Source organism: Paraburkholderia rhynchosiae, assembly GCF_002879865.1.
GTDB classification, from domain to species: Bacteria; Pseudomonadota; Gammaproteobacteria; order Burkholderiales; family Burkholderiaceae; genus Paraburkholderia; species Paraburkholderia rhynchosiae.
The window spans coordinates 242,820-264,672 of record NZ_PNXY01000003.1; the positions used below are offsets into that span (position 1 = coordinate 242,820).

Below are 21,853 nucleotides of genomic sequence, written 5' to 3' on the forward strand. Positions count from 1 at the left end.
GGAAAATTTTTAGGAGTTAGTCATGGCAGTTCAGCAAAATAAGAAGTCGCCGTCGAAGCGCGGCATGCACCGTTCGCACGATTTCCTGACGGCGGCGCCGCTGGCCGTGGAACCGAGCACGGGCGAAGTGCATCTGCGTCACCACGTCAGCCCGAACGGCTACTATCGCGGTAAGAAAGTCGTCAAGACGAAGAACGACTAATCGTTTCACTGCGTTGCGCCCACCGGCGTTTCGCGTGGCGATCAGCTCGCTTGACATTTTCCCGGCTCGGCAAAAAGGCGGCATTCAACTGCCGCTTTTTTGTGTCGATCGCAGTTTGAGCTTCAACGCTGACTGCAATCCCATGCAGAGCGTCTGAAATTCGCCGCACTCCATGACAGTAAAGCTCACGATAGATTGCATGGGAGGCGACCACGGCCCGTCCGTGACCGTTCCCGCTGCCGTCAACTTCGTTCGCTCGCATCCCGACGCGCAGCTGCTGCTCGTCGGCATTGAAAGTGCGATTCGTGCGCAGCTGAAGAAGTTGAAGGCTCAGGACCTGCCGGCGCTGACAGTCGTATCCGCTTCCGAGATCGTCGCCATGGACGATTCGGTCGAAGTCGCGCTGCGCAAGAAAAAAGACTCATCCATGCGCGTCGCGCTGAATCGCGTCAAGGAAGGCGAGGCGCAAGCCTGCATTTCCGCCGGCAACACCGGCGCGCTGATGGCGGTCTCGCGTTATGTGCTGAAAACGCTGTCGGGCATCGAGCGCCCGGCAATTGCGTCCGCCTTGCCGAACCCCAATGGCTACACGATGATGCTCGACCTGGGCGCCAACGTCGACTGCGAACCGCAGCATTTGCTGCAGTTCGCGGAAATGGGGCACGCGCTCGTGTCTGCGCTTGAAGGCCGCGAGCGGCCCACCATCGGGCTCCTGAATATCGGCGAAGAAGTCATCAAGGGCAACGACACCATCAAACGTGCCGGCGAGCTGCTGCGCGCCAGCACGCTGAACTTTCACGGCAACGTTGAAGGCAACGACATCTTCAAGGGCACGGTCGACGTGATCGTGTGCGACGGTTTCGTCGGCAACGTGGCGCTGAAGACGTCAGAAGGCCTCGCGCAGATGCTGTCGAACATCATCAAGGAAGAGTTCGGCCGTTCATGGCTCACCAAAGTGATGGCGGTCCTCGCGTTGCCCGTATTGATGCGCTTCAAGAAGCGCGTCGATCATCGGCAATACAATGGTGCCGCGTTGCTTGGGCTGCGCGGACTGGTGATCAAAAGCCACGGTTCCGCGGATGCCTACGCGTTTGAGTGGGCTATCAAACGCGGGTATGATGCCGTCAAAAACGGCGTGCTGGAGCGCCTTGCGCAAGCGATGGAAGAGAACGCCGGTTCTCTTGAACCGGCAGCGCGCGACGCGAGCGGTGCGGGCCACGCAAGCCCCATTGCAGGCCAGCCGGCCGAGCCCTACGCTGCGCAATCCTCGAAGGCATAATGGCTCAATCGACAATTTATTCCCGCGTCCTCGGAACCGGCAGCTATCTGCCGCCCGCGCGCGTCACCAATCAGGACCTCGCTGAGCGTCTGGCGAAGCAAGGCGTCGAGACGAGCGACGAATGGATCGTGGCCCGCACGGGCATCCATGCACGTCACTTCGCGGATCCTGACGTCACCACGAGCGACCTCGCACTGTTCGCGTCGCAGCGGGCGATCGAAGCGGCGGACATCGACCCGCAAGCCATCGATCTGATCATCGTTGCTACCTCCACGCCTGACTTCGTGTTCCCGAGCACGGCTTGCCTGTTGCAAAACAAGCTCGGCATCAAGAATCACGGCGCTGCTTTCGACGTGCAGGCCGTCTGCTCCGGTTTCGCCTATGCCGTAGCCATGGCGGACAGCCTGATTCGCGGCGGCCAGCATCGCACGGCGCTCGTCATCGGTGCGGAAACGTTCTCGCGCATTCTGGATTTCAATGACCGCACCACGTGCGTGCTGTTCGGCGACGGCGCTGGCGCGGTTATTCTGCAGGCGTCCGAAGAGCCGGGCGTGCTCGCGAGCGCATTGCACGCGGACGGCAGCCATTCGAGCATTCTCTGCACGCCGGGCAACGTGAACGGGGGCATCGTGGCCGGCAGCGCGTTCCTGCACATGGACGGGCAAGCGGTATTCAAGCTGGCCGTCAACGTGCTCGAAAAGGTCGCGGTCGAGGCGCTCGAGAAAGCGAATCTTTCGGCCGACCAGATCGACTGGCTAATTCCGCACCAGGCCAACATCCGCATCATGCAAAGCACTTGCCGCAAACTCGGCTTGCCGCAGGAACGCATGGTTGTCACGGTGGGCGAGCACGGCAATACGTCGGCTGCGTCCATTCCGCTCGCATTCGACGTCGCGGTGCGCGACGGCCGCATCAAGCGCGGCCAGAACGTGCTGATCGAAGGCGTCGGCGGCGGCTTCACGTGGGGCGCATCGGTCATCCGCTACTGATAGCGCGGCTGAGTTCGGGCGCCGTTCAGGGCGCCCCGCGCCGCGTGCCTTTGAGCCGCGCGCAACTCACATCTGACTAAATCGATTTTGGGGACGATATGAAATTTGCGTTCGTTTTTCCCGGACAGGGTTCGCAATCGGTCGGCATGCTCAACGCTTTCGCCGATCAGGCGATTGTGCGCGAGACGGTTCAGGAAGCGTCCGACGCGCTTAATCAGGACCTTCGCAAGCTGATCGCCGAAGGCCCCGCCGAAGATCTGAATCTCACTACAAATACACAGCCGGTCATGCTGACGGCCGCCTACGCGATCTACCGCGCGTGGCAGCAGGCGGGCGGCCCCGTGCCGGCGATCGTCGCCGGTCATAGTCTCGGCGAATACACGGCGCTCGTCGCGGCCGGTGCACTCGCATTTCGCGATGCCGTGCCGCTGGTGCGCTTTCGCGCGCAGGCCATGCAAACGGCTGTGCCGGTCGGCGAAGGCGGCATGGCGGCGATTCTCGGTCTCGACGACGACACGGTGCGCGCGGTGTGCGCTGAAGCGTCGGCGACGGGCGTCGTCGAAGCGGTCAATTTCAATGCACCGGCGCAGGTCGTGATCGCGGGCCACAAGGCGGCCGTCGAGAAGGCCTGCGAAGTAGCGAAGGCGAAGGGCGCGAAGCGTGCGTTGCCACTGCCGGTTTCCGCGCCGTTCCACTCATCGCTGCTAAAGCCCGCGTCTGACCAGTTGCGCGAGTATCTGGCAAGCGTGAATGTTCAGGTGCCGTCGATCCCCGTCATCAACAATGTCGACGTCGCCATCGTGAACGAGCCCGCGCAGATCAAAGACGCACTGGTGCGCCAGGCGGCCGGCGCGGTGCGCTGGGTTGAGAGCGTGCAGGCCATGGCGGCTCAAGGCGCCACACACGTCGTCGAATGCGGGCCTGGCAAGGTCCTTGCGGGCCTGACGAAGCGTATCGACGGCAATCTGATTGGCGCTTCCGTGTCCGATCCTGCCTCTCTCGAAGAAACGCTCAAGCTCGTGACGGCAGGCTGAGCACGGCATCGCAAAGACGCAGCAACAGGCATCAGCAATCAATCAGCCCTCCGAAGGGCATCCGGACCGACAGATGGAAAAGACTCTCGATAAGCAGATCGCAATCGTAACGGGCGCCTCGCGCGGCATTGGCCGCGCCATCGCTATGGAACTCGCGCGCCAGGGCGCAACGGTGATCGGCACGGCGACCAGCGAAAGCGGCGCGGCAGCGATCAGCGAAGCGTTTAACGCGGCCGGCGTGAGCGGCCGCGGCGCCGTGCTCGACGTGAACGATGCGGCTGCTGCGGAAGCGCTGATCGACGGCACGGTGAAGGAATTCGGCGCGCTGCACGTGCTCGTGAACAACGCCGGCATCACCCAGGACCAACTCGCCATGCGCATGAAGGACGACGACTGGGACGCGGTGGTCGACACCAATCTCAAGTCGGTGTTCCGTCTGTCGCGCGCGGTGCTGCGTCCGATGATGAAGGCGAAGGGCGGCCGCATCATCAACATTACGTCGGTGGTCGGTTCGGCGGGCAACCCCGGGCAGATCAACTACGCCGCGGCGAAAGCGGGCGTGGCCGGCATGACGCGCGCGCTTGCACGCGAGATCGGCAGTCGAGGCATCACGGTCAATTGCGTCGCGCCTGGCTTCATCGACACCGACATGACGCGCACGTTGCCGGAAGAGCAGCAAACCGCGCTGAAAACGCAGATTCCGCTGGGCCGCCTCGGCAGCCCTGAAGATATCGCACACGCTGTCGCATTCCTCGCGTCGCCGCAAGCGGGTTATATCACCGGCACGACGATGCATGTGAACGGCGGAATGTACATGTCGTAACCAAATTCGGTTACTATCCGCGCCTTGATGCGTTTGCAAATGCGTAAGGCGCATGCCTTGACAGCAACCTGATGCGCCGCTTTTTTGCCGGGTCAAACCTGATAAAATGCGCGCACCTGTATTTTTGAACTTCTTTCCCTTGGAGGGGTAATGGACAATATCGAACAGCGCGTCAAGAAGATCGTCGCAGAACAACTGGGCGTGGCCGAAGCGGAAATCAAGAACGAAGCTTCGTTCGTGAACGACCTCGGCGCCGACTCGCTGGACACGGTTGAACTCGTGATGGCCCTCGAAGACGAATTCGGCATGGAAATTCCGGATGAAGAAGCCGAGAAGATCACCACTGTTCAGCAAGCGATCGACTACGCTCGCGCGAACGTCAAGGCCTAAAGTCATTCGCGCCTGCGTTTCTGCGTGTGCGGCGTATGACGCCCTGCCGTGTCGGTTGCCGACGCCTGCGGGGCTGGCATTTTTTGGCGCGCCGTCTGCCGTGCAGGAGCCTGCGATGTTGACAGCGCAACTTTCCGCGCGATTACCGACTTAACAGCCACAGGGTGCACAGGGCAGGTTCCTGTGGCCGCTGTGGCTTTTGCTTTTGTCATCTATGAAAAAGGGGTTACCGTGAGCCGCCGTCGTGTTGTTGTTACAGGCCTGGGGCTGATTTCGCCTGTTGGCAATAATGTTGCCGACGGCTGGGCCAATCTGGTCGCCGGCAAGTCGGGTATTGCCAATATCACGAAGTTCGACGCGTCGAACTTTTCGACTCGTTTCGCCGGCGAGGTGAAGGGCTTCAATATCGAGGACTACATCCCCGGTAAGGAAGCGCGCCACATGGATACGTTCATCCATTACGGCGTGGCTGCAGGCATCCAGGCGATGCAGGACAGCGGCCTTGAAGTCACCGACGAGAATTCGGAGCGCATCGGCGTCGTGGTCGGTTCGGGCATCGGCGGTCTGCCGATGATCGAGGTCACGCAAACCGAACTGCTCAATCGCGGCCCGCGCCGCATCTCGCCGTTCTTCGTGCCGGCGTCGATCATCAACATGATCTCGGGCCATCTGTCGATCAAGTTCGGCATCAAGGGTCCGAATCTCGCTATCGTCACCGCGTGCACCACGGGTCTGCACTGTATCGGCGAGGCTTCGCGCCTGATCGAATACGGCGACGCCGACGTGATGATCGCGGGCGGTGCGGAATCGACGGTGTCGCCGCTCGGGATCGGCGGCTTTGCGGCGGCGCGTGCGCTGTCGCAACGCAACGACGACCCGGCGACGGCGAGCCGTCCGTGGGACAAGGATCGCGACGGTTTCGTGCTCGGCGAAGGCGCCGGCGTGATGGTGCTCGAAGAGTATGAGCACGCGAAGGCTCGCGGCGCGAAGATTTACGCCGAAGTCGGCGGCTATGGGATGAGCGGCGACGCCTATCACATGACTGCACCGTTGGAAGACGGCGACGGCGCGCGCCGCTGCATGCTCGCGGCCATGAAGAACGCGGGCATCAACGCCGATCAGGTGAATTACCTGAACGCGCACGGCACGTCCACACCGCTCGGCGATCTGGCAGAGACGACCGGCATCAAGCGCGCTTTCGGCGACCACGCCAAAGACATCGTCGTGAATTCGACCAAGTCGATGACGGGTCACCTCCTCGGTGGCGCCGGCGGTCTCGAGTCCGTGTTCACGGTGCTTGCGGTGCATCATCAAGTGTCGCCGCCTACGATCAACATCTTCAACCAGGACCCGGAATGCGACCTGGACTACTGCGCTAACACCGCACGAGAGATGAAGATCGACGTCGCGCTGAAGAACTCGTTCGGGTTCGGCGGCACGAACGGCACGCTCGTCTTCAAGCGCACCTGATCCCTGCCGGCCGGATGACGCGCCAGCCGACGGCGCCGGCTATGCCGGCGCTTTCCCGTGAAACGGCTACGCCCGATGGAGCGCCGCAGCGAATCGCGCTGCGGCGCTCCATTGCCATGCGCGCTGCGTTGGCTGTTTTCGCGCTGACGGCGTCATGGGCCGTTTATAGCTGCGTAGCGTCGTGGCTTGGCGCGTGGCAGGCGGTTCCGTTGACGCTTGCCGCGCTTGCGCTCCTCGCGCTTTGTTCGGTGCGGCACGATCAGACACGACCTGTCGCACTGAAAATCGGACGCGAGGGCATCGCTGCCTGGGGACGAACCGGCGTTCTGTCTGTGCAAGGGCGCATTACCGGCTGCGCGCACTGGAGCGACCGTTTGCTGGTACTCACCGTGACACCGGATGAGGGCCGCCGGCAAGCGCTGCTCGTTCCCGCCGATGCGGTTCCGCCAGCCGTTTTCCGCGAATTGGCGGTGCGCGGCCGGCGCCGCGCCGGGGCCTGACTGTAACGGCTGTAACCGCTGTTACCGCGCGCCATTACCGCGGTAACGTGCCCCATTGAGCGGGACGCTACAATGGTGCCCCGTCATGCGCCCTATAGTTAACGGATTTATCAGGTGAGCGAAAAAGAAATTGATCAGGTGCTGGTCGAGCGCGTCCAGAAGGGCGACAAGGCCGCGTTCGAGCTTCTGGTCTCCAAATACCACCGCAAGATTCTCCGGCTGATCTCGCGCCTCGTGCGCGACCCGGCCGAAGTGGAAGACGTTGCGCAAGACGCTTTTATCAAGGCGTACCGCGCGTTGCCGCAATTTCGCGGGGAATCGGCTTTTTATACGTGGTTGTACCGGATTGCGGTCAACACGGCAAAGAACTACCTTGCGACCCAAGGCCGGCGCGCGCCGACTTCGACGGAAGCAGATGCTGAAGAAGCTGAAACTTTCTCGGACGCCGACCAACTAAGGGATATCAACACGCCTGAGTCGATGTTGATGAGCAAGCAGATCGCCGAGACGGTCAATGCTGCAATGGCGGTTTTACCGGAAGAGCTGCGTACCGCCATTACTCTTCGTGAAATTGAAGGTTTGAGCTACGAGGAAATCGCTGAGATGATGGGCTGCCCAATCGGCACCGTCAGATCGCGAATTTTCCGCGCTCGCGAAGCCATTGCGGCAAAATTGCGTCCGTTGCTTGACACACCTGAAGGCAAGCGCTGGTAAATCACCGGCGGGCCGAACGGGGCGCGGGTGCAATATCTGGATTAGTGGTGTCACTATGGGGTCTTTGTAAGATGGGGAGCATCATGGGGTCGGTCTCGATGCAATCGCAAGTCAGCTCGCGCGGCGAGCGTCTGTCCGCTTTTGTCGACGGGGAGTTGTTCCGCGAAGAGCATCTGAATCTGGATAAGTTTCTGTCCGGGCTGGACGGCGAAGATCGCGCCGCGTGGTCCAGCTATCACCTGATCGGCGACGCAATGCGCTCCGACGATCTCGCGGTCAGTTCCGCGGCGAGCGGCGCGTTCCTGAGCGGATTCGCGTCGCGCTTCGAAAGCGAGCCGCACTTGCTTGCGCCCGCCGCATTGCCGGTTGCACGGCGTCTGCTGGCGCTGCGTCGCCGGGTCGTGCCGGCCTTCGCGGTGGCTGCCGCGGCCGCCACCTTGACGTGGATCGTGGTACCGCAACTGCAAGGCGTGCCCGGCGGTTCCGGCGTGACGCAGGTCGCTTCGGTGACCTCGCATGGCGACGCGCTGCGGAAGGTCGCCATGGCGTCCGTGCCTACGGCTACCGTGATGCCTGTCGCGCAAGACGCCAATATCATTCGCGACGCGAGTCTCGATCAGTATCTGGAAGCTCATCAGCAATTCGCGCAACAACCGGTCATGCCGGGTTCGATGCCGCTGATTCGCGCTGCCGCAGTCTCTACGCAAGGCCAATAGTTTGATGCAGACTCTGCGGTTGAATAAAACGACTATCTGGGGGCGGCTGCCGGCATTTCTGTTGTGTGCAGCCGTATTGTTGTCTGCGGCACCGCGGGCCTTTGCACAAACTGACGATCCGCTCATCGCTCGTCGTACGGCCGCCGATCTCCTCGATCGCATTCACCACGCCGCGCAGCAACAAAACTACGAGGGCGCGTTCGTCTATCAGCGGGGCAACTTCGTTCAAACGTCGCGGATCGCGCACTACGCAACCCGGACAGACGGTGAGTTCGAGCAACTCGAAAGCCTCGACGGCAAGCCGCGCAAAATGCTTCGTCATAACGACGAACTCTACACGTTCGTGCCCGAGCGGCGTTTGTGCGTGGTCGAGAAACGCCAGAATAAAGACTCGTTCCCGGCGCTGCTGGCTGTAAGCGGCGAACAGGTGCTGTCAGTGTATGAGCCCAAACTGCTCGGCGACGATCGGGTGGCGGGCATCGAAAGTCAGGTGATCGAACTTGATCCGAAAGACGCCTATCGCTTCGCTTATAAGCTTTGGGCTGACAAGAAGACCGGCCTGCTGCTGCGCGCCCAGACGCTCGATCCGAACGGCCAGGTGCTCGAGCAACTGTCGTTCTCGCAGATTCGCATCGGCGTGCCCACCGACAAGACAGGCATTGTCAACGGTATTCGCAACACCGCCGGGTGGACCGTGGTGCATCCGCCGGTCGAGCCGGTCGACATGGCCGCGCAAGGCTGGCAGTTCGCGCCCACGGTGCCGGGCTTTCGCAAGATCCGCGAATTGCGCCGTCCCATGGCAGCACGCGAAGCAGGCCAGCCGACCATTCCGGTGGATCAGGCCGTGTTCTCCGATGGTCTTGCCGCCGTTTCGGTGTTCGTTGAACCGGTCGAGAACAATACGCGCAAGGAAGGTGCGGGCAGCAGCGGCGCCACGCATGTGCTGGTCAAGCGGCGCGGCGACTTCTGGATTACCCTGCTCGGTGAAGTGCCCCAGACCACGTTGCAGCAATTTGCGTCTGCCATAGAATACAAGGCTCCGAAGTAATCCTTCGAATCCTGAATCCCTCGGCTTCCTACGATATGACGATTTTCTCGGTGCGCAAATTCCTCGCGGCCGCGGTGCTGGCGGCCTGTTTGCCGCTCATGCCGCATACGGCGTCGGCGGCTTCCGCAGCCAATCTGCCCGACTTCACTGACCTCGTCGACAAGGTCGGTCCGGCGGTCGTCAACATTCGCACGACCACGCGCGTATCGAGCGGCGGCGCGCGCGGCGGGTTGCCGCCCGGCATGGACGACGGTGACATGTCGGAGTTCTTCCGGCGCTTTTTTGGGATTCCGTTGCCGCAGTCGCCGCAATCGCCGGGTACGCCGCGCGGGGGCGATAACGGCGGAAGCGGTGGCAGCCAGGACGCACCGGACAGCAACGACCCCGAACAGAACAGCGGCGTCGGCTCGGGCTTCATTCTGTCGGCGGACGGCTACGTGATGACCAACGCGCACGTCATCGACGACGCGGAGACCATTTACGTCACGCTGACCGACAAGCGCGAATTCAAGGCGAAGCTTATCGGCGTGGACGATCGGACCGACGTTGCGGTCGTGAAGATCAGCGCCGGGAATCTGCCAACCATCACTATCGGCGATTCGAACAAGGTTCGCGTGGGCGAGTGGGTCGTCGCGATCGGCTCGCCGTTCGGCCTCGAAAATACAGTGACGGCCGGCATCGTCAGCGCGAAGGGGCGTGACACCGGCGACTATCTGCCGTTCATCCAGACAGATGTAGCCGTCAATCCGGGCAATTCCGGCGGACCGCTGATCAACATGCAGGGCGAGGTGATCGGCATCAACTCGCAGATCTACAGCCGCACGGGCGGTTTCATGGGCATTTCGTTCGCGATTCCGATCGATGAAGCGATGCGCGTGGCCGATCAGTTGAAGGCGTCGGGCAAGGTGGTGCGCGGCCGGATCGCGGTGGCGATTGGCGAAGTGACTAAAGACGTCGCCGATTCGCTCGGCCTGCCGAAGTCGCAGGGCGCGCTCGTCAGCAGCGTGGAGCCGGGCGGCCCGGCGGACAAGGCCGGCGTGCAGCCGGGCGATATCATCCTGAAGTTCAACGGCCATTCGGTCGATACGGCGACAGACCTGCCGCGCATGGTCGGCGACACCAAGCCGGGTACCAAGGCCACCATCACCGTCTGGCGCAAGGGCCAGACGCGCGATCTGCCAATCACGATCGCCGAAATGCAGCCGGACAAGACCGCGAAGGCCGATCAGAAAAAGCCGCAACCGCCGAAGCAGCGCGCCACCAATGTGCTGGGCCTCGCCGTCAGCGATATCCCCGCCGACCAGTTGAAGGCGCTGAAACTGCGCAACGGCGTGCAGATCGACGCGGTAGATGGTCCCGCAGCGCGCGTCGGTCTGCAAAAGGGCGACATCATTCTGCGGGTGGGCGACACCGACATCACGAGCGCGAAGCAGTTCGACGAGCTGACCTCGCATCTGGACTCGCAGAAAATGGTCGCGCTACTCGTTCGCCGCGGCGAGAACACGCAGTTCGTGCCGGTCCGTCCGCGCAGCGGTCAGAAATGACGAACGTGGCGCCGCTCACGCTCTACGGGCGCGCGTGGTGCCACCTTTGCGACGACATGCGTACCGCGCTTCAGCCATTGCTGGCCGAATTTGGTGCGCAGGTGGAAGTCGTCGACGTGGACAGCGATCCCTCGCTCGAAGCCCGATACAACGAAGTGGTGCCCGTTCTGCTGTGCGATGGCGTGGAGTTGTGTCACTACCGTCTCGATGAAGTGCGGGTGCGCCGCGCGCTGGCCGCCCGTGCCGCTGGTGCCGATGGTGCCATTGCGGCATCCTGAAACCGGCCAGGCTTTTTGGCGAGGCGCCAACGTGCATTTTCGAGGACGACCCAAAGGCCGAGGCAAAGCTCGAGTCACAAGTCCGTTGCGTACTGTCTAAGTCCCAAGGCCTCGCAAGATGCGCCGGGCGCCGGCCTTTTCGGCTAAAATAGATAAGTTTTTCACCTACTTACAAGGCGTGCTCCGCTATTGTCCGAGCGCGCCTTTTTTGCTTGATCGGTACTGAATGGATCATATTCGTAACTTCTCGATCATTGCGCACATCGACCATGGCAAGTCGACGCTTGCCGATCGCATCATCCAGATTTGCGGCGGCCTGTCCGACCGCGAGATGGAAGCTCAGGTGCTCGACTCGATGGATCTCGAGCGCGAGCGCGGCATTACCATCAAGGCGCAAACTGCTGCACTGACCTATCGCGCGCGCGACGGCAAGGTCTACAACCTGAACATGATCGACACGCCGGGCCACGTCGACTTCTCGTACGAAGTCAGTCGCTCGCTGTCCGCATGCGAAGGCGCACTGCTGGTTGTCGATGCAAGTCAGGGCGTGGAGGCGCAAACGGTCGCCAATTGCTACACCGCAATCGAACTCGGCGTCGATGTCGTCCCGGTGCTGAACAAGATCGATTTGCCGGCAGCCAACCCCGAAAGCGCGATCGCCGAGATCGAAGACGTGATCGGCATCGACGCAACGGACGCCACGCATTGCAGCGCGAAGACGGGCCTGGGCGTCGAAGACGTGCTCGAAGCACTGATCGCGAAAGTGCCGCCGCCGAAGGGCGATCCCGAAGCGCCGTTGCAGGCGCTGATCATCGACTCGTGGTTCGACAACTATGTCGGCGTCGTGATGCTGGTGCGCCTCGTCAACGGCACGCTGCGTCCGAAAGACAAGATCCGCATGATGGCCACCGGCGCGCAGTATCCGGTCGAGCACATCGGCGTCTTCACGCCTAAATCGAAGAATCTCGAATCATTGTCGGCTGGGCAGGTGGGCTTCATCATCGCGGGCATCAAGGAATTGGCCGCCGCAAAGGTGGGCGACACCGTCACGCTGGTGAATCGTCCGGCTGCCGAGCCGCTGCCGGGCTTCAAGGAAGTGAAGCCGCAGGTGTTCGCCGGCCTCTATCCCGTTGAAGCGAACCAGTACGACGCGTTGCGTGACTCGCTTGAAAAGCTGAAGCTGAACGACGCATCGCTGCAATACGAGCCGGAAGTTTCGCAGGCGCTCGGTTTCGGTTTCCGTTGCGGCTTCCTCGGTCTGCTGCATATGGAGATCGTCCAGGAACGTCTCGAACGCGAATTCGACATGGACCTGATCACCACGGCACCGACCGTGGTGTACGAAGTCCTGCAACGCGACGGCACAACCATCATGGTCGAAAATCCGGCCAAGATGCCGGAGCCTTCGAAGATCGAAGAAGTGCGCGAGCCGATCGTCACCGTGAATCTGTACATGCCGCAAGACTATGTCGGCTCGGTGATCACGCTGTGTACGCAAAAGCGCGGCAATCAGATCAACATGCAGTATCACGGCCGTCAGGTGCAGTTGACCTATGAGATCCCGATGGGCGAAGTCGTGCTCGATTTCTTCGATCGTCTGAAGTCGATCTCGCGCGGTTATGCGTCGATGGATTACGAATTCAAGGAATACAGGGCGTCCGACGTCGTGAAGGTCGACATGCTGATCAACGGCGACAAGGTCGACGCGCTGTCGGTCATCGTGCACCGTTCGCAAAGCCAGTATCGCGGCCGCGAAGTGGCGGCGAAAATGCGCGAACTGATTCCGCGCCAAATGTACGACGTTGCGATCCAGGCCACCATTGGCTCGAATATCATCGCGCGTGAAAACATTAAAGCCTTGCGTAAGAACGTGCTGGCAAAATGCTACGGCGGCGACATTTCACGTAAGAAAAAGCTGCTGGAAAAGCAGAAGGCAGGCAAGAAGCGAATGAAGCAAGTGGGGTCCGTCGAGATTCCGCAAGAGGCTTTCCTCGCCATCCTGCGTGTCGAAGACAAATAAGACGAACAACGGAACTCTATGAATTTTGCGCTGATTCTTTTTGTGCTCGTCGTTTTGACGGGCGTCGCATGGGTCGCAGACAAACTGGTGTTCATGCCGCAACGGCGGCGCGCGGCGGAAGCCGCGGTGGCCGAGTTCGACCGTCAGCAGGCACGCGTCGGCGAGCGTTTCGCGGACGAAAATGCGGCGCAAACGCGCGCCCGTCTGCGCGACGACAAACTGCGCCAACCGTGGTGGCTCGAGTATTCGGCGAGCTTTTTCCCGGTGATTCTGGTGGTTTTCGTGGTGCGCTCGTTTGTCGTCGAGCCGTTCAAGATTCCGTCGGGGTCAATGGTGCCGACGCTGCTGGTAGGCGACTTCATTCTCGTCAATAAATTCGATTACGGTATCCGTCTGCCGATCATCAATACGAAAATGACCGAGGGTCGTCCGCTCGAGCGCGGTGACGTGGTGGTGTTCCGCTATCCGAAAGACGAGTCCGTCGACTACATCAAGCGCGTGATCGGCTTGCCGGGCGACACGATCGCTTATCAGGACAAGCAACTGACGATCAACGGCAAGCCGGTGCCTGAAACGCCGTTGCCCGATTATCTCGACGAGGAACGTCTGGGCTACGCGAAGCAGTTCGAAGAGAATATCGACGGCCGCAAGAATGCGATCCTGAACAATCCCGCGGTGCCCCCGTTTATCGTCGGCGCGGAAGACTATCCGTTTCGCGATAACTGCACATACAACGCACGCGGCGTTGTCTGCAAAGTGCCGCCGGGCAACTACTTCATGATGGGCGACAACCGCGATAACAGCGCGGACAGCCGTTACTGGGGATTTGCGCCGGACAAGAATATCGTCGGCCGTGCGTTTTTTATCTGGATGAACTTCAGCAATCTCAAACGCATCGGCTCATTCCAGTGATCTGTGCGTTGACTGCATGACACGCCGCGTGTGGTCGTTTATCGATCGCCCAACGATCGCCTGAGCGACCCCGTGAGCCGCGGCGTGTTATCGCGACACTTTAAGAAACTCCGGTAACGTCGCTTCACCACGCTTTTTCCGCCGGCCGACCCGCGTTTTCGCCCGGTCCGGCGCCGCGTTATACTCTGCCCATGCCCCTATCTCCGTTGGAAAGCCGTCTGCGCTACGAATTTCGCAATGCGGAATTGCTGCGCCAGGCTTTAACGCACCGCAGTCACAGTGCCACGCATAACGAACGGCTCGAATTTCTCGGCGACTCCGTTCTGAATTGCGCGGTGGCTGCGCTTTTGTTCCAACGTTTCGGCAAGCTGGACGAAGGCGACCTGTCTCGTGTCCGCGCCAATCTGGTCAAACAGCAATCGCTGTATGAAATCGCTCAGGCCCTGAATATTTCGGAAGGGCTCCGGTTGGGGGAGGGCGAACTGCGCAGCGGCGGCTTCCGTCGGCCTTCAATCCTTGCCGACACGCTCGAAGCGGTGCTAGGTGCAGTATTCCTCGACGGTGGCTTCGAAGCGGCCCAAACGGTCATCAAGCGCCTTTATGTGCCGATCCTCGACCACATCGACCCGCGCACGCTTGGCAAGGATGCAAAGACGCTTCTGCAGGAGTATCTGCAGGGTCACAAGATCGCGTTGCCCACATACACGGTCGTTGCGACTCATGGTGCAGCGCACAATCAGCAGTTCGAAGTCGAGTGCACGGTTCCCAAGCTGGACGTGAAGGTGGCCGGCTCCGGCGCGAGCCGTCGCGCGGCTGAGCAAGCCGCAGCCAAAAAGGCGCTCGATGAAGTCATGGCCGCAGCGCCCGCCGTGGTGGGCAAGTCGAAGCGCTCGAAGGGTGCCCGCGCGGCGAAAAACGCCGAGCTCGAGATCGTGCCCGGCGTGACAGGCGTTCAGACCGCGCTCGATTTGCGCAGCAGCCCGGACCGCAAGAACGAACGCGGCGCAGCGCGGGTTGAGACGCGGGCGGCGTCAGCGACGGAGCCTGCAATCGAACGCGGGGCACTAGCAGCCGCGGTCGCGGCCGCAGTTGCGCCTCTCGCGGTAATTCGCGCCGCACACGTCGAGTACAGCGCTCCGGAAAAAGTCGAACGCGCGGACAAAGCCGAAAGGCCCGATAAAGCGGAGAAAGCCGCCGCACAAGCGGGCGAGAAATCCACGGAAAAAGTAGCAGGGGACAAGCCAGCGGAAAAGCCGGACGCGAAGCCGGCCGAACCGAAACCCGCAGAACCCAAGGCCGAATCCGCCGCGGTCCGCAACATGGACAAACCGCACCGCAGCCGCGAAGCAGCGGCCGGCGCAGCCGCGGTTTCGCCCGCGACGAACGCTGCGGCGCCCACCGAACACGAACCCGGCGTAGCCGACGCGGTGCAAACGCGCGTCGCCGATGCGGGCCATTGATTGCCATCGGCGCGCCCACTTCGCGCGTCGATCCGAACCTGCCGTAGCCCCAATATGAACGCTCCCACTCCCACTGGTTTTCGCTGCGGCATGGTCGCGATCGTCGGCCGTCCGAACGTCGGCAAATCCACGCTGATGAACGCGCTGGTCGGCCAGAAAGTCAGCATCACGTCGCGTAAGGCGCAGACCACGCGCCATCGCATCACCGGCATTCATACGCTAGAAGACGTGCAGTACATTTTCGTCGACACGCCCGGTTTTCAGACCAAACACAGCGGCGCGCTGAACCGTTCGCTAAACCGTGCGGTGACGTCGACACTCACTTCCGTCGATACGATTCTGTTCGTGATCGAAGCTGGCCGTTTCGGCCCGGACGACCAGAAGGTGCTCGACCTGATTCCGCCGTCGGTGCCTACGCTGCTGATTGCGAACAAGCTCGATCGCGTGTCGGATAAAGATTCGCTGTTCCCGTTTATGCAGCAAATCAGCGCGTTGCGCCAGTTCAGCGAAATCGTGCCGCTGTCGGCCAAGAATCCGGACGACATCAAGCGTCTGATGGCGACCGTCAAGCCATACCTGCCGGAAGGCGCGCCAATTTATGGCGAAGACGACCTCACCGATCGCAGCGAGCGCTTTCTCGCCGCAGAGATCCTGCGCGAAAAAGTGTTCCGCTGGACCGGCGACGAACTGCCCTACACGAGCACGGTGCTGATTGACAAGTTCGAAACGGAAGGACGCCTGCGCCGCATCTTCGCGACGATCCTGGTCGAACGCGACACGCACAAGGCAATGATCATCGGCCAGAAGGGTGCCAAGCTGAAGCAGATCAGCACCGAGGCGCGCCTCGACATGGAGAAGCTGTTCGACGGCCCCATCTATCTCGAAACCTTCATCAAGGTGAAGAGCGGCTGGGCCGACAACGAAGCGGGACTTCGTGCGTATGGGTACGAATGACGCGTGGGTAACGCTGAATTCCGACACCGACCCGGACGACGCCGAGCCGGCCGCGCCGGCGCGCGAGCCGTCAAAGCCGGCTCGCAGTAGCCGCAAATCTTCCACTAAAAGCACGTCCGACGCCCGCGCCGGTGACGAGCCGCGCAAGGCGCCGGCTCGCCGGCCCTCGCGCAGTTCCGCTTCCGAATACCGGATCGCCGAGCAACCGGCGTTCGTTCTGCACAGCTATCCATATCGCGAGACCAGCCTGATCATCGACGTGTTGTCGCGCGATCACGGCCGTCTCGCACTCGTCGCAAAGGGCGCGAAGCGCCCGCACTCTGCACTGCGCGGCGTGTTACAGACGTTCCAGCCGCTCGCGCTGTCGTGGTCGGGCAAGGGCGAAGTGCGCACGCTCACGGGCGCGGAATGGGTCGGCGGCATGTTGCCTTTGACTGGCGGCGCGCTGCTGTGCGGCTTCTACGTCAACGAACTTCTCGTGAAGTTCTGCGCACGTGAAGATCCGCATCCGCAACTGTTCCATCACTATGTCGTCACCATGACGCGCCTCGCGCACGATGAGCCGCCGGTGCAGGTGCTGCGTTCGTTCGAGCGGGTTCTGCTGCGCGAGACCGGTTACGCGATGGCGCTCGATCGCACGGTCGCGCGTAAGGCGGTCGAAGCTGGCAGCCGTTATGTGTTCGACCCGGAGCGCGGTGTGCGCGAAGCAACCGACGATCTGCCCGTGCAATGGCCAGTGGTTATGGGCCAGACCTTGCTCGATATGGAAAAGGACGATTACCATCGGGCGCAGACCGTGGCGCAAAGCAAAACGCTGATGCGCTTTCTGCTTAACACTTACCTTGGCGGCACGCCGCTCGCGACGCGCCAGATTCTGATCGACTTGCAGAACTTATGAGCTTCTTTCTAACGTCGCCTAATGTAATCGACCTGGGCGTGAACATCGATCACGTCGCCACGCTGCGCAACGCGCGCGGCACCTCGTACCCCGATCCGATCCGCGCCGCGTTGATGGCGGAAGAGGCCGGTGCCGATGCCATCACGTTGCATCTGCGCGAAGACCGCCGCCATATCGTCGACACCGACGTGCGCGCGCTGCGTCCGCTCCTGAAGACGCGGATGAACCTCGAATGCGCAGTCACGCACGAGATGCTCGACATCGCCTGCGAAGTCCAGCCGCACGACGTTTGCCTCGTGCCGGAAAAGCGCCAGGAATTGACGACAGAAGGTGGTCTCGATGTCGCCGGCCAGTTCGAGGCCGTGCGCGCCGCGTGCAAGCAGCTCGCCGACGCGAACTCGCGCGTGTCGCTTTTCATCGATCCCGTCGAGACGCAGATTCGCGCCGCGCATGAGGCGGGCGCGCCGGTGATCGAACTGCACACCGGACGTTACGCCGAGGCGCACGATCCCGCCGAGCAGCAGCGCGAATACGAGCGCGTGGTTCGCGCGGTCGAGTTTGGCGCGACGCTCGGTATCAAGGTGAATGCCGGCCACGGCCTCCATTACACGAACGTCCAGCAGATCGCGGCGATCGACGGCATTGTCGAACTGAATATCGGTCACGCGATCGTCGCGCATGCGATTTTCGCCGGCTGGGACAACGCGGTGCGCGAGATGAAGGCGATCATGGTCGCCGCGCGTCTTGGCGCGCGCGCGTGATGCGGCCTGAGGCACCGGCTTCACGTATGGCGATCTACGGCATCGGCACGGACATCGTGCAGGTCAGCCGCGTCGCGGCGGTCATGACGCGCACCAACGGCCGCTTCGCGGAGAAGGTGCTCGGTCCCGACGAACTGCGCGTCTACTACGCGCGCCATGCTCGCTCGGCGGCGCGCGGGCTCGCGTTTCTCGCCACGCGCTTCTCGGCGAAGGAAGCGTTTTCGAAGGCGATCGGCCTCGGCATGCGCTGGCCGATGACCTGGCGCGCGTTGCAAACGCTCAACAAGCCGAGCGGCGAACCGATGGTGGTGGCGTCCGGCGAGCTCGCCGAATGGCTCGACGCGCGTGGCATCACGGCACGCGTCACGATTAGCGACGAACGCGATTACGCGGTGTCGTTCGTGATCGCCGAAAGCGCGCAAGCCGAAGAGGCGAGCGGCTCGAGCCCGTCGACTTCTATCAAATAAGCCGTCAAACGAAATAATCGTGAACGCGGCCCACGCCGGCCGCGTGTCTCCTTGCTCCAGCATTCTTCAAGCGAAATTCGATGAAAACCAATCCCGGACCGGTGATGCTCGACGTTGTGGGCAAAACGCTGAACGACGACGACAAGCGCCGCCTTGCCCATCCGATGACCGGCGGCGTGATCCTGTTCGCGCGCCACTACGAGAGCCGCGCGCAGCTCATTGCGCTGACCGATTCGATCCGTGCGATTCGCGAGGATCTGCTGATCGCCGTCGATCACGAAGGCGGGCGCGTGCAGCGTTTTCGCACCGACGGCTTCACGGTGCTTCCGGCGATGAGCAAGCTCGGCGCGCTCTGGGACAGCGACGTTCTGCACGCCACCAAGGTCACGACCGCGGTGGGCTATATCCTCGCGTCGGAGTTGCGCGCTTGCGGCATCGACATGAGCTTTACGCCGGTGCTGGATCTGAACTACGGGCAGTCGCAGGTGATTGGCGACCGCGCGTTTCACCGCGATCCGCGCGTGGTGGCGATGCTCGCGAAGAGTCTTAACCACGGCCTCGCGCTCGCCGGCATGAGCAACTGCGGCAAGCATTTTCCGGGGCACGGATTCGCGCACGCCGATTCGCACGTTGCAATGCCGGTCGACAACCGCTCGCTCGACGAGATCCTGGGCGACGACGTGGCGCCGTATGACTGGCTGGGCTTGTCGCTGGGCTCGGTGATTCCAGCGCATGTGATCTATCCGAAAGTCGATCCGAAGCCGGCGGGCTTCTCGCGCGTGTGGCTGCAGGAGATTCTGCGCGGCAAGCTGCGCTTCGAAGGCACCATTTTTAGCGACGATCTTTCAATGGAAGCCGCGCGCCAGGGTGGCACGCTGACCGAAGGCGCGACCGCCGCGCTGCAGGCGGGCTGCGACATGGTGCTCATCTGCAATCAGCCAGAGGAGGCCGGGAAGGTGCTGGACGCACTGCGCTTCACGCCGTCGAAGGAATCGCAGCAGCGGCTCAAGCGCATGCGTCCGCGCGGCAAGGCGCTGAAGTGGAGCAAGCTGGTGGCCGAGCCGCAATACCTGCAAGCGCAGTCTTTGCTGCGCAGTGTGTTCGCCTGAGGGGCGCGCAAAGGCAGTGGCAGCAGGCAGTAGGCAGCAGGCGGTAGGCGGTAGGCAAAAAAACGGCGCCTTCAAACGAAAGGCGCCGTTTTTTGTTGGATAGACACGCGCCTTTTCCGGCGCGCGAGACCAGCGTCAGTTCAGCCGCATCCGTTGCAGCTTGTTGTACAGCGTCTTAGGACTAATGCCGAGCAGCGATGCGGCCCGATGGCGCGTGCCGCCCACTGCATCGAGCGTCGCGCGAATCAGCATTTCTTCGACATCCGCGAGCGGCGTGCCGACCGTGACCTGAACGCGGCTGCCATTGAGATCGCGACCGTTGACGGAGCCGGCCTCGTCGGCACGCAACGACTCCAGCACATCTCCCGACGCGTGATACGCGCGCCGCACGCGGTCCTGCAATTCGCGCACATTGCCCGGCCATTCGTAGCCGAGGCATTCGCGCAGGAAGTTCGGCCCGATCTGCTTGGCGACGTCCGACGTGCCGCGCGTCGCGGCGTCGTGATTCAACTCGTCGACGATCGCCTGCGCGATCAGCGCCGGATCTTCGCCGCGCTCGCGCAACGGCGGCAGCGTCACGGCGGCGGCCTCCAGGCGCAGCGCGAGGTCTTCATGCAGGCTGCCGTCGGCGACGGCGGCGCGCGGCGCCTTGCGCGTGGACGCGATCAGCCGGAAGTCCGTGACGACCTGGCTCGTACCGCCCACTCGCATGAACGTCTGCGAATCGAGCGCGCGTAGCAGTGCTTCCTGCTGAGCGCGCGGCAATTCCGCGATTTCGTCGATGAAAAGCGTCCCGCCGCTCGCCTGTTCGAACAGGCCCGGCTCGCGCTGCTCCGTTCCGCCGAACGCACCGCGTTCGTGACCGAACAACATGCCATCCAGCGAACGAAGCCCCGCCCCGCCGGCCGCGCTCCGGCAATCGAGTGTGACGAACGGACCTTTGCGGCGCCGGCTCATGTCATGCGTCGTGCGGGCCGCCACCTGCTTGCCAGTGCCGGCTTCGCCCGAAATCAGCACGGCTGCTTCCGTCGGCGCGATATGTTCGACCGTGTCGTAGACGTGCTGCATCGCCCCGCTGCGGCCGAGCATCGAGCCGAACCGGCCGAGTTGACGCAAAGACGCGCGAAGCGTCTGCACTTCCTCAGTTAGCTCGTACGGACGCGGAATCCGCGCGAGCAGACTGCGAAGGCGCGGAATGTTGACGGGCTTTAGCAGATAGTCCCAGATGCCGTGCCGCAAGCCCTCGATTGCGCTTTCGACGGTCGCGTTGCCTGTCATGACGATGACGGGTAATGCCCCGCCTGGCGGATGCGCGGGCAGATGCTGCAACAGATCGAGCCCGCTGCCGTCCGGCAGATTCAGGTCGACGAGCACGACATCGGGGATGAAGCGCGTCAGCGCGGACCGCGCTTCTGCAATGGTCGTCGCCGTGTCGACGGAAAAGCCGTCCGCGGCAAGAATGGCGGACAGGCCTGACAGGCTATTGGGGTCGTCTTCAACAATCAGGGCGTGTGGCATGGCGAGCGCAACTTGTAAATGGATGGAATGCCCGCCTCGCCGCGCCCGGATTGCGGCGCGCGGTGCAGGCACGATGGCCGGCCGGTACTGTCGGTCGACGGCGGCGCCACGCGGGCAGCGTCAGCCGAGGCGGCGCAAAAGCGGCCGTCCAGTCGGCATGAGCATGGTGCCCGGCGTCCATGACACCGGGCGAAGCGGGCGGCGAGTCGACTCACGTTGTTCTGGTCCTATGCTATGTCTGGCGGGCAGTTCGCGACTTTGCTAATTCCGTCACAATCCGCCCGGTTCTATCCGCAGGCCCTGTGACGGCCGCGATGCGACCGGCAAGGGCGCCTGTACTTCCTTCATTTCTTCCGTCAAAAATCTCGATTGCTGTCGAAAAAGCGCCGCACTTCGAGTTCCGCGTCTTCGCGGCTCTTGCCATAGCGTTCCTGGATCAGGCCCGCGAGCCGGTCGGCGCGGCCTTCGGCCTGGGTCAGCTCGTCGTCTGTCAATTCGCCCCACGCCGCCTTTGCTTTGCCAACCAGCTGCTTCCACTTGCCTTCGGCGATGTCGTTGTTCATATCGCATCTCCTTGTCGAGACAGATAAGGTATGTGGGGATAAGCAGGACCTGTGCCAAAAACATTTGATGCGATATATCAAAGGTTTATCGTCGTGAGGGCGGCAAGAACGGGCGCTTCGGCTGGCAAATTGGAGAAAATTGCCGGTAAAGTTTTCCTCAACGATACTCGGCGGCACAAAAAAGAAAAAGCGCCCAATTGGGCG

The 21,853-nt window shown here is 62.2% G+C and carries 23 protein-coding genes; 21 read left to right on the plus strand and 2 right to left on the minus strand.

Features of this window, described 5'->3' with window-relative positions:
- The first annotated feature begins 22 nt into the window (after positions 1-22).
- The 21 genes from rpmF to nagZ all read left to right on the plus strand — a co-directional run bounded on the left by rpmF (position 23) and on the right by nagZ (position 19,568).
- The gene (rpmF, locus tag C0Z16_RS05790; protein ID WP_006051932.1) at positions 23-202 is read left to right on the plus strand and encodes a 50S ribosomal protein L32; all 180 of its coding nucleotides are present in this window, start codon (positions 23-25) and stop codon (positions 200-202) included.
- Between the two features lie 172 nt (positions 203-374).
- The gene (plsX, locus tag C0Z16_RS05800; RefSeq protein ID WP_102631226.1) at positions 375-1,481 is read left to right on the plus strand and encodes a phosphate acyltransferase PlsX; all 1,107 of its coding nucleotides are present in this window, start codon (positions 375-377) and stop codon (positions 1,479-1,481) included.
- Positions 1,481-2,470, plus strand: coding sequence for a beta-ketoacyl-ACP synthase III (locus C0Z16_RS05805; RefSeq protein WP_102631227.1), 990 nt, complete (start codon positions 1,481-1,483; stop codon positions 2,468-2,470). The genes plsX and C0Z16_RS05805 overlap by 1 nt, the downstream gene beginning before the upstream one ends.
- Before the next feature lie 98 nt (positions 2,471-2,568).
- Positions 2,569-3,504, plus strand: a complete 936-nt coding sequence (gene fabD, locus C0Z16_RS05810; protein ID WP_102631228.1) for an ACP S-malonyltransferase — start codon at positions 2,569-2,571, stop codon at positions 3,502-3,504.
- Between the two features lie 73 nt (positions 3,505-3,577).
- Complete coding sequence (gene fabG, locus C0Z16_RS05815) at positions 3,578-4,327, plus strand: 3-oxoacyl-ACP reductase FabG (protein WP_102631229.1); 750 nt, start codon at positions 3,578-3,580, stop codon at positions 4,325-4,327.
- A gap of 150 nt (positions 4,328-4,477) precedes the next feature.
- On the plus strand, positions 4,478-4,717 hold the full coding sequence (gene acpP / locus C0Z16_RS05820; protein WP_004197638.1) for an acyl carrier protein: 240 nt from the start codon (positions 4,478-4,480) through the stop codon (positions 4,715-4,717).
- 231 nt (positions 4,718-4,948) lie between these two features.
- On the plus strand, positions 4,949-6,187 hold the full coding sequence (gene fabF / locus C0Z16_RS05825; protein ID WP_102631353.1) for a beta-ketoacyl-ACP synthase II: 1,239 nt from the start codon (positions 4,949-4,951) through the stop codon (positions 6,185-6,187).
- Positions 6,188-6,228: 41 nt separating this feature from the next.
- Positions 6,229-6,687 (plus strand): protein YgfX, encoded by a 459-nt coding sequence (locus C0Z16_RS05830; RefSeq protein ID WP_322788907.1) that lies wholly within the window; start codon positions 6,229-6,231, stop codon positions 6,685-6,687.
- A 114-nt stretch (positions 6,688-6,801) separates the two neighbouring features.
- A complete protein-coding gene (gene rpoE / locus C0Z16_RS05835) occupies positions 6,802-7,401 on the plus strand; it encodes an RNA polymerase sigma factor RpoE (RefSeq protein WP_006051939.1) in 600 nt (199 codons plus the stop codon).
- Positions 7,402-7,484: 83 nt separating this feature from the next.
- Entirely contained in the window at positions 7,485-8,117 is a 633-nt protein-coding gene (locus tag C0Z16_RS05840; protein ID WP_102631355.1) for a sigma-E factor negative regulatory protein, read from the plus strand.
- A gap of 4 nt (positions 8,118-8,121) precedes the next feature.
- The gene (locus C0Z16_RS05845; RefSeq protein WP_102631356.1) at positions 8,122-9,165 is read left to right on the plus strand and encodes a MucB/RseB C-terminal domain-containing protein; all 1,044 of its coding nucleotides are present in this window, start codon (positions 8,122-8,124) and stop codon (positions 9,163-9,165) included.
- Positions 9,166-9,200: 35 nt separating this feature from the next.
- Positions 9,201-10,709, plus strand: coding sequence for a DegQ family serine endoprotease (locus C0Z16_RS05850; RefSeq protein ID WP_102631230.1), 1,509 nt, complete (start codon positions 9,201-9,203; stop codon positions 10,707-10,709).
- Positions 10,706-10,987, plus strand: a complete 282-nt coding sequence (locus C0Z16_RS05855) for a glutaredoxin family protein (RefSeq protein ID WP_102631231.1) — start codon at positions 10,706-10,708, stop codon at positions 10,985-10,987. The genes C0Z16_RS05850 and C0Z16_RS05855 overlap by 4 nt, the downstream gene beginning before the upstream one ends.
- A 226-nt stretch (positions 10,988-11,213) precedes the next feature.
- Positions 11,214-13,007: a translation elongation factor 4 gene (gene lepA / locus C0Z16_RS05860; protein ID WP_102631232.1), complete on the plus strand. Its 1,794-nt coding sequence runs from the start codon at positions 11,214-11,216 to the stop codon at positions 13,005-13,007.
- A gap of 18 nt (positions 13,008-13,025) precedes the next feature.
- Positions 13,026-13,919, plus strand: coding sequence for a signal peptidase I (lepB, locus tag C0Z16_RS05865; protein WP_102631233.1), 894 nt, complete (start codon positions 13,026-13,028; stop codon positions 13,917-13,919).
- A 191-nt stretch (positions 13,920-14,110) separates the two neighbouring features.
- On the plus strand, positions 14,111-15,379 hold the full coding sequence (gene rnc / locus C0Z16_RS05870; protein ID WP_102631234.1) for a ribonuclease III: 1,269 nt from the start codon (positions 14,111-14,113) through the stop codon (positions 15,377-15,379).
- 54 nt (positions 15,380-15,433) lie between these two features.
- Positions 15,434-16,333, plus strand: a complete 900-nt coding sequence (gene era / locus C0Z16_RS05875) for a GTPase Era (RefSeq protein WP_102631235.1) — start codon at positions 15,434-15,436, stop codon at positions 16,331-16,333.
- Positions 16,320-17,231: a DNA repair protein RecO gene (gene recO, locus C0Z16_RS05880; RefSeq protein ID WP_102631236.1), complete on the plus strand. Its 912-nt coding sequence runs from the start codon at positions 16,320-16,322 to the stop codon at positions 17,229-17,231. Before era ends, recO begins: the two co-directional genes overlap by 14 nt.
- Positions 17,228-17,992 carry a pyridoxine 5'-phosphate synthase gene (pdxJ, locus tag C0Z16_RS05885; protein ID WP_102631237.1) on the plus strand — a complete coding sequence of 255 codons (765 nt, stop codon included), beginning with the start codon at positions 17,228-17,230 and terminating at the stop codon, positions 17,990-17,992. Before recO ends, pdxJ begins: the two co-directional genes overlap by 4 nt.
- A gap of 26 nt (positions 17,993-18,018) precedes the next feature.
- Positions 18,019-18,459: a holo-ACP synthase gene (acpS, locus tag C0Z16_RS05890; RefSeq protein WP_102631238.1), complete on the plus strand. Its 441-nt coding sequence runs from the start codon at positions 18,019-18,021 to the stop codon at positions 18,457-18,459.
- Between the two features lie 80 nt (positions 18,460-18,539).
- The gene (nagZ, locus tag C0Z16_RS05895) at positions 18,540-19,568 is read left to right on the plus strand and encodes a beta-N-acetylhexosaminidase (RefSeq protein ID WP_102631239.1); all 1,029 of its coding nucleotides are present in this window, start codon (positions 18,540-18,542) and stop codon (positions 19,566-19,568) included.
- 135 nt (positions 19,569-19,703) lie between these two features.
- Here nagZ and C0Z16_RS05900 read toward each other — a convergent pair whose 3' ends face one another.
- A complete protein-coding gene (locus tag C0Z16_RS05900) occupies positions 19,704-21,086 on the minus strand; it encodes a sigma-54-dependent transcriptional regulator (protein ID WP_102631240.1) in 1,383 nt (460 codons plus the stop codon).
- Between the two features lie 356 nt (positions 21,087-21,442).
- The gene (locus C0Z16_RS05905; RefSeq protein ID WP_102631241.1) at positions 21,443-21,649 is read right to left on the minus strand and encodes a CsbD family protein; all 207 of its coding nucleotides are present in this window, start codon (positions 21,647-21,649) and stop codon (positions 21,443-21,445) included.
- Positions 21,650-21,853: the final 204 nt, after the last annotated feature.

What these genes read in the sequence shown, in the direction of transcription:
- rpmF (WP_006051932.1), top strand. Translation starts at nt 23, where the DNA reads ATGGCAGTTCAGCAAAATAAGAAGTCGCCGTCGAAGCGCGGCATGCAC.
- plsX (WP_102631226.1), top strand. Translation starts at nt 375, where the DNA reads ATGACAGTAAAGCTCACGATAGATTGCATGGGAGGCGACCACGGCCCG.
- C0Z16_RS05805 (WP_102631227.1), top strand. Translation starts at nt 1,481, where the DNA reads ATGGCTCAATCGACAATTTATTCCCGCGTCCTCGGAACCGGCAGCTAT.
- fabD (WP_102631228.1), top strand. Translation starts at nt 2,569, where the DNA reads ATGAAATTTGCGTTCGTTTTTCCCGGACAGGGTTCGCAATCGGTCGGC.
- fabG (WP_102631229.1), top strand. Translation starts at nt 3,578, where the DNA reads ATGGAAAAGACTCTCGATAAGCAGATCGCAATCGTAACGGGCGCCTCG.
- acpP (WP_004197638.1), top strand. Translation starts at nt 4,478, where the DNA reads ATGGACAATATCGAACAGCGCGTCAAGAAGATCGTCGCAGAACAACTG.
- C0Z16_RS05830 (WP_322788907.1), top strand. Translation starts at nt 6,229, where the DNA reads ATGCCGGCGCTTTCCCGTGAAACGGCTACGCCCGATGGAGCGCCGCAG.
- C0Z16_RS05840 (WP_102631355.1), top strand. Translation starts at nt 7,485, where the DNA reads ATGGGGTCGGTCTCGATGCAATCGCAAGTCAGCTCGCGCGGCGAGCGT.
- C0Z16_RS05845 (WP_102631356.1), top strand. Translation starts at nt 8,122, where the DNA reads ATGCAGACTCTGCGGTTGAATAAAACGACTATCTGGGGGCGGCTGCCG.
- C0Z16_RS05850 (WP_102631230.1), top strand. Translation starts at nt 9,201, where the DNA reads ATGACGATTTTCTCGGTGCGCAAATTCCTCGCGGCCGCGGTGCTGGCG.
- C0Z16_RS05855 (WP_102631231.1), top strand. Translation starts at nt 10,706, where the DNA reads ATGACGAACGTGGCGCCGCTCACGCTCTACGGGCGCGCGTGGTGCCAC.
- lepA (WP_102631232.1), top strand. Translation starts at nt 11,214, where the DNA reads ATGGATCATATTCGTAACTTCTCGATCATTGCGCACATCGACCATGGC.
- lepB (WP_102631233.1), top strand. Translation starts at nt 13,026, where the DNA reads ATGAATTTTGCGCTGATTCTTTTTGTGCTCGTCGTTTTGACGGGCGTC.
- rnc (WP_102631234.1), top strand. Translation starts at nt 14,111, where the DNA reads ATGCCCCTATCTCCGTTGGAAAGCCGTCTGCGCTACGAATTTCGCAAT.
- era (WP_102631235.1), top strand. Translation starts at nt 15,434, where the DNA reads ATGAACGCTCCCACTCCCACTGGTTTTCGCTGCGGCATGGTCGCGATC.
- recO (WP_102631236.1), top strand. Translation starts at nt 16,320, where the DNA reads ATGGGTACGAATGACGCGTGGGTAACGCTGAATTCCGACACCGACCCG.
- pdxJ (WP_102631237.1), top strand. Translation starts at nt 17,228, where the DNA reads ATGAGCTTCTTTCTAACGTCGCCTAATGTAATCGACCTGGGCGTGAAC.
- acpS (WP_102631238.1), top strand. Translation starts at nt 18,019, where the DNA reads ATGGCGATCTACGGCATCGGCACGGACATCGTGCAGGTCAGCCGCGTC.
- nagZ (WP_102631239.1), top strand. Translation starts at nt 18,540, where the DNA reads ATGAAAACCAATCCCGGACCGGTGATGCTCGACGTTGTGGGCAAAACG.
- C0Z16_RS05900 (WP_102631240.1), bottom strand. Translation starts at nt 21,086, where the DNA reads ATGCCACACGCCCTGATTGTTGAAGACGACCCCAATAGCCTGTCAGGC.
- C0Z16_RS05905 (WP_102631241.1), bottom strand. Translation starts at nt 21,649, where the DNA reads ATGAACAACGACATCGCCGAAGGCAAGTGGAAGCAGCTGGTTGGCAAA.